General features: G+C 71.3%; 6 protein-coding genes. All 6 read right to left on the bottom strand.

Translation table 11 applies throughout. The annotated features are described in order from the left end of the window. The coding region (locus ACFZCY_RS33305; protein ID WP_391181690.1) for an Ig-like domain repeat protein at positions 1-1,083 on the bottom strand (1,083 nt) is incomplete at its 3' end. A 337-nt stretch (positions 1,084-1,420) separates the two neighbouring features. Then, entirely contained in the window at positions 1,421-2,728 is a 1,308-nt protein-coding gene (locus ACFZCY_RS33300; protein ID WP_361481153.1) for a hemolysin family protein, read from the bottom strand. Continuing rightward, the gene (gene ybeY, locus ACFZCY_RS33295; protein ID WP_055553014.1) at positions 2,725-3,222 is read right to left on the bottom strand and encodes an rRNA maturation RNase YbeY; all 498 of its coding nucleotides are present in this window, start codon (positions 3,220-3,222) and stop codon (positions 2,725-2,727) included. The genes ACFZCY_RS33300 and ybeY overlap by 4 nt, the downstream gene beginning before the upstream one ends. A gap of 65 nt (positions 3,223-3,287) precedes the next feature. Beyond that, the gene (locus ACFZCY_RS33290; protein ID WP_391181676.1) at positions 3,288-4,292 is read right to left on the bottom strand and encodes a PhoH family protein; all 1,005 of its coding nucleotides are present in this window, start codon (positions 4,290-4,292) and stop codon (positions 3,288-3,290) included. A gap of 172 nt (positions 4,293-4,464) precedes the next feature. Further along, positions 4,465-5,577: a PfkB family carbohydrate kinase gene (locus ACFZCY_RS33285; RefSeq protein ID WP_391181673.1), complete on the bottom strand. Its 1,113-nt coding sequence runs from the start codon at positions 5,575-5,577 to the stop codon at positions 4,465-4,467. Between the two features lie 149 nt (positions 5,578-5,726). Continuing rightward, positions 5,727-6,647 (bottom strand): ribonuclease Z, encoded by a 921-nt coding sequence (locus ACFZCY_RS33280; protein ID WP_391181671.1) that lies wholly within the window; start codon positions 6,645-6,647, stop codon positions 5,727-5,729.

Raw genomic sequence — 6,647 nt, 5'->3', positions numbered from 1 at the left:
GGTCGTCACGCACGCCTGGCCGCTCGCGTCGAGCGTCCCGGTCAGCGTCGGACCGCCCGCGACCACGAACGTCACCGTACCGGTCGGCGTACAGGTGCTGGGCGCTCCGGTCGTCACCTGCGCGCACAGGGTCACCGACTCACCGCACACCGACGTGGCGGGGGACACCGTGACGGTCGTGGTCGACGTTCCCTGGCCGACCGTGACCGTTCCTGTGCCCGTCGAGCCCACGACGTTGGTGTTGCCCCCGTAGGTGGCCGTGACGGTGTGCGTCCCCACCGGGATGGCACTGGTCGTCACGCACGCCTGGCCGCTCGCGTCGAGCGTCCCGGTCAGCGTCGGACCGCCCGCGACCACGAACGTCACCGTACCGGTCGGCGTACAGGTGCCGGGTGCCACGGTCGCCACCTGGGCGCAGATCGTCACCGGCTCACCGCACACCGGCGCGGCGGGGGACACCGTGACGGTCGTGGTCGAGGACGCCGGGTTGATGGTGAGCGGCGTCAAGGGCGAGTTGGACGCGGCGAAGTTGGTGTCGCCGTTGTAGAACACGGCGACCTGGTGAGTGCCCACGCTCAGGGCGGGGACGGTGACGGAGGCGTTCCCGGAGGCGTCGAGGGTCCCGGTCACCGTGGGCCCGTCCGCGCTGATGATGAAGGTGACCGTACCGGTGGGTGTGCCGCTGCCCGGGGGCACCGCCGCCACGTTGGCGGTCAGCGTCACGGTCTCTCCACAGACGGGCGCCGGCGGGGTGAAGGTGACGGTGGTGATGGTCGCCGCCTGGTTGACCTGCTGGATGGTCGTGCCGGACGAATTGTCCAGCGGGTCGGTGGCGTTGACGAAGTTCGCCGTGACCACATGGGAGCCGACGGCGAGCGACGAGTCGGTCACGCTGGCCGTGCCGGAGTCGGGCCCGGTGGGAGTGAGCGTCACGGGGCCGATGGTCGGTCCGCCGGTGATGACGAAGGTCACGTCACCGAACGGAGCGGTGCCGGCGGTGATGCCGGTGACGGTGGCGGTGTAGGTGACGGATTGGCCGAAGATGGAGGGATTTGGTGTGGAAGTCACCGTGGTGGTGGACATGGAGACGGCCGCCCTTCCTGTTCTCAGGGGGAGGTGAGCCGCCCGGCTCCGCGCGGCGTGTACGCCGCGCGGAGCCACGGCCTCTGTCCGGGGGTGCCCATACGGCCGACCTGCCTACGTCGGAACGACAAGCCGGCTGTCCCCCGACAGGGGTATGGGCGGCCCACCGGTCGGTATCTGCAAGTAAGCCGGTGCCTACGGCAGATGGGCCAGACCGCAGAGGGGGAATGCATCCGTATGGCGCAGCGCGCCCCCGCGCTTCCGTGCGCCGCCCCGCGCGGGCGTGATACGGGCCGCCCCCGCGCCCCCGGACGCCTCCCCCTCGTCCCCGGGGGCCCTACGACTCGGCCGCCGCCGTCTCCCGCACCGGCTCCACCAGCACCGTCACGATGCGGTTGCGGCGGCCCGCCGGGGATTCGGCGGTCAGCCGCAGCGCCTTCAGGGCCGGGTCGGTGCCGCCCTCGGGGATGTCGACCTGGGCCGTGGCGCCCGCGATCGGCACGCGGCCCAGCGACTTGGCGAGCAGCCCGCCCACCGTCTCGACGTCCTCGTCCTCCAGGGCCGTGCCGTACAGCTCGCCGAGGTCACCGAGGCCGAGCCGGGCGGTGACCCGGTGGGTGCCGTCGCCGAGGTCCTCGACGGGCGGCAGTTCGCGGTCGTACTCGTCGGTGATCTCGCCGACGATCTCCTCGAGGATGTCCTCGATGGTGACGATTCCGGCCGTGCCGCCGTACTCGTCGATCACCACGGCCACATGGTTGCGCTCCTGCTGCATCTCGCGCAGCAGGTCGCCCGCGTTCTTGGTGTCGGGGACGAAGGCGGCGGGCCGCATGGCGGTGGAGACCAGCTCGGACTCGGACTCCCGGTTGATGTGCGTCTTGCGGACCAGGTCCTTCAGATAGACGATCCCGACGATGTCGTCCTCGTTCTCCCCGGTGACCGGGATCCGGGAGAAGCCGGAGCGCAGCGCGAGGGTGAGCGCCTGCCGGATGGTCTTGAAGCGCTCGATGGCCACCAGATCGGTGCGCGGCACCATCACCTCGCGCACCAGGGTGTCGCCCAGCTCGAAGACGGAGTGCACCATGCGCCGCTCGTCGTCCTCGATCAGCGACTCCTGCTCGGCGAGGTCGACCAGCGCGCGCAGCTCGGCCTCGGAGGCGAACGGGCCCTTCCGGAAGCCCTTTCCGGGCGTGAGCGCGTTGCCGAGGAGGATCAGCAGCGGCGGGATGGGGCCCATGATCCGGGCCAGCGGGATCAGCACATAGGCGGCGACGGTCGCGGTGTTGAGCGGATGCTGGGCGCCGATGGTGCGCGGTGAGACACCGACCGCCACGTACGACACCAGGACCATCACGCCGATCGCGACGGTCAGTGCCTTCCAGGTCTCCGGGAACGCGTGCACACAGGCGAACGTGACGACGGCCCCCGCCGCCACCTCGCAGGCGACGCGCACCAGCAGCGCCACGTTGAGGTAGCGGGTGGGGTCCTCGGCGACCAGCATCAGCTTGGCGCTGCCCCGCCGCCCGTTGCGCACCGCTTCCTCGGCGCGGAACCGGGTGGTGCGGGCGAGGCCCGCCTCGGCGCAGGCCGCCAGCCAGGCGACCACCACCAGCAGGACCGCCGCCGTGAGGAGCTGCCCGTTCATCGTGTGGTGGGGGCCGGGGAGGGCCCGGTCAGACCGTACTCGGCCCGCCAGCCGTCGATGATCGCCGCCTGGAGGCCGAACATCTCGGCGCGCTCGTCCGGCTCCTCGTGGTCGTAGCCGAGGAGGTGGAGGACGCCGTGGACGGTGAGCAGTTGCAGCTCCTCGTCCATGGAGTGCCCGGTCGGCGCCTCCTCCCCCTGCTTCTTGGCCACGTCGGGGCAGAGCACGATGTCACCGAGGAGGCCCTGCGGGGGCTCCTCGTCGTCCTTGACGGGCGGCCGCAGCTCGTCCATCGGGAAGGACATGACATCGGTCGGCCCCGGCAGGTCCATCCACTGGATGTGGAGCTGCTCCATGGCGTCGGCGTCGACGACGATCAGCGACAGCTCGGAGAGCGGGTGGATTCGCATCCGGGCCAGGGCGTAGCGGGCGACGTCCAGGATCGCGCGCTCGTCGATGTCCGTACCGGATTCGTTGTTGACGTCGATCGCCATGGGGTGGTTCGTCTTTTCTCGGGGTTCTCGGAGTGCTCGGGTCTGCTCGGTCTGCTCGGGGAGGGTCACCGCCCGTTGCGGCTGTCGTACTGCTCGTACGCGTCGACGATGCGGCCGACCAGCTTGTGCCGGACCACGTCCTTGCTGGTGAGCAGGGAGAAGTGGACGTCTTCGACGCCGTCCAGGATCTCCCGCACCTGGCGCAGACCGCTCTTGGTCCCGCCCGGGAGGTCGACCTGGGTGACGTCACCCGTGATCACGATCTTCGAGTCGAAGCCGAGCCGGGTGAGGAACATCTTCATCTGCTCGGGGTTCGTGTTCTGGGCCTCGTCGAGGATGATGAACGCGTCGTTGAGCGTCCGGCCGCGCATGTACGCCAGCGGGGCGACCTCGATCGTGCCCGCGGCCATCAGGCGCGGGATGGAGTCGGGGTCGAGCATGTCGTGCAGCGCGTCGTACAGGGGCCGCAGATACGGGTCGATCTTCTCGTAGAGCGTGCCCGGGAGGAAGCCGAGCCGCTCCCCCGCCTCGACCGCGGGCCGGGTCAGGATGATCCGGTTGACCTGCTTGGACTGCAGGGCCTGGACCGCCTTGGCCATGGCGAGGTAGGTCTTGCCGGTACCGGCGGGGCCGATGCCGAAGACAACGGTGTGCTTGTCTATCGCGTCGACATAGCGCTTCTGGTTGAGCGTCTTGGGGCGGATGGTGCGGCCGCGGTTGGAGAGGATGTTCTGCGTGAGCACCTCGGCGGGCGTCTCGGCCGCCTCGCCCTCGCCGTTCTCGGCTGCGCGCAGCATGGAGATGGAGCGCTCCACCGCGTCCTCCGTCATCGGTTGACCGGTGCGGAGCACCAGCATCATCTCATCGAACAGACGCTGGACCAGGGCGACTTCCTCAGGGTCCCCGGTCGCGCTGACTTCGTTGCCCCGGACATGGATATCGGTCGACGGGAACGCCTTTTCGATCACACGCAGCAGCGAGTCACCGGACCCCAGGACCATGACCATCGGATGCTTGGTCGGGACCGTGAACTGCGCATGCGCCTGCGGTGCTGTGGTTGGTTGCGTCATGGGCTCGGCTCTGCGGCCTGCTCCTACCTCCTGCGACAAGGGTTCTCGCTGCTCGACAACCTTGAGATACCAGGGTACGACGGGCCACCGACAACACCCGAGTGCTTTTGCTCCCTTCCCTTCATCACACCGGGCCCCGATCGCTTGCGCGCCTGGTACGGGGCAGGGGTGTTCACGCCCGGCGGAAGCCGATCGTGGGGACCGCCCGGCGCAGGAGGCTCGGGCGGGCGGCGGTGGGCAGCAGACGGTCGAGGAAGACGTAGCGGCGCAGCGCGCTCGGGGCCTGGTCGTCGTAGGAGCGGGCGTGCTGCCACCAGGCGCCGATCTCGCACCAGCCGGGCGCGGAGAGCGAGCCGCCGAACTCCTGGACGGACAGCGCGGCGGTCAGCCCGGCGAACGCGAGCCGGTCGGCGAGCGGCCACTCGGCGAGGGTGCCGGTGACGAATCCCGCGACGAACACGTCCCCGGCGCCGGTCGGGTCCAGGGCCTCCACGGCGATCGCGGGCACCTCGGCGGTCTCGCCGGTGCGGCCGTCCACCGCGTACGCCCCCTCCGAGCCGAGCGTGACCACGGCGAGCGGCACCCGGTCGGCGAGCGCGCGGGCGGCGGCGCGCGGGCAGTCGGTGCGGGTGTAGGACATCGCCTCGGCCGCGTTGGGCAGGAACGCCTCGCAGTGCTCCAGGTCGGCGAGGTCCGCCGGGTCCCAGCGGCCGGTGTCGTCCCAGCCGACGTCCGCGAAGATCCGGCTGCCGTGCCGGGCGGCCTCGGCGACCCACTCCTCCCGGCGGCCGGGCACGAGGGAGGCGATGGCGGCCCGGGCCGGGGGCGGGCAACTGGGCGCGGGCTCCTCGGGCGGCGGCGCCTCGTGGCCGTGGCTGACCATCGTGCGCTCCCCCTCGTACGCCATGGAGACGGTCACCGGGGAGTGCCAGCCGGGGATGGTGCGGGACAGCGACAGATCGATGCCCTCGCCGCGCTCCAGCGCGTCCCGGCAGTAGTCGCCGTAGTGGTCGTCGCCGAAGGCGGCGGCGAGCGAGGTGCGCAGCCCCAGCCGGGCCAGCGCGGTGGCCATGTTGGCGACGCCGCCGGGGCTGGACCCCATGCCACGGGCCCAGGACTCGGTGCCGCGGACGGGCGCGGAGTCCAGGCCGGTGAAGATGATGTCGAGGAAGACGGTGCCGGTGAGATAGACGTCACAGCCCGGGTCGCCGGGGTCGCGGACGGCCGCCAGGGGATCGAGCAGGGGGCGGCAGGGCGATGGCTGGTCAACGTCGTGTGTCGTCACCGTGTGCTCCCAGGTAGGTCCGTTCTGTTCCGTTGCTGCCGTTCTGCGTCGCCGTTCTGTCCTGTGCCGCTGTCCGGTTCGGTCGCGGCTGCCGGGACGGATGCGGCCAGTGTGCCCGATGGCACCCGCCCCGCGGCGGGATGACGGCGCTAGCGCCGCTTCGGCACGGCCACGCTCATCAGGTCCTGGGCTACGGTCAGCTCCCCCTCGAAGCCCGCCGCCCGCGCCTGGCGCTCGAACTCGGCCGGGTCGCCGTAGCGCTGCGAGAAGTGCGTGAGCACCAGGTGGCGTACGCCTGCCCCGGCCGCGATCCGGGCCGCCTGCCCGGCCGTCAGATGGCCGTGCTCGGTGGCCAGCGGCTCGTCCTCGTCCAGGAACGTCGACTCGATCACCAGCAGATCGCAGCCCTCCGCCAGCCGCTCCGCCCCCTCGCACAGCCGGGTGTCCATGATGAACGCGAACCGCTGGCCGCGCCGGACCTCGCTGACCTCCTCCAGCGTGACCGTGCGCCCGTCCCGCAGAAACGCGCCCTCCCGCTGGAGCCTGCCGACCTCGGGCCCGCGCACCCCGTGCGCCGCGAGCCGCTCCGGCAGCATCCGGCGGCCGTCGGGCTCGACGAGGCGATAGCCGTAGGACTCGACCGGGTGCGAGAGCCGGACCGCCTCCAGGGCGTACGCGGGGGTACGGGCGATCACCTCGCCGTCACCGCTGACCGGCCGCTCGGTCAGCCGCACCGTCTCGCGGTAGGCCGTGGCGTACCGCAGCCGGTCGAAGAAGCGCTGTCCGCTCGCCGGGTAGTGCGCGGTCACCGGATGGGGGACCCGGTCGAGGTTGATCCGCTGGATGACTCCGGCGAGCCCCAGCGAGTGGTCCCCATGGAAGTGGGTGACGCAGATCCGGTTGATGTCATGGGCGGCGACCCCGGCCCGCAGCATCTGCCGCTGCGTACCCTCGCCGGGGTCGAACAGCACGCCCTCGCCGTCCCAGCGCAGCAGATAGCCGTTGTGGTTGCGGTGCCGGGTCGGCACCTGGCTCGCGGTGCCGAGGACGACCAGTTCGCGCGCGGACAA

It is taken from the genome of Streptomyces sp. NPDC007983 (assembly GCF_042958345.1).
GTDB lineage: Bacteria > Actinomycetota > Actinomycetes > Streptomycetales > Streptomycetaceae > Streptomyces.
The sequence above is the reverse complement of the archived record's forward strand: the minus strand, read 5'-3'. Positions and strand labels throughout refer to the sequence as shown.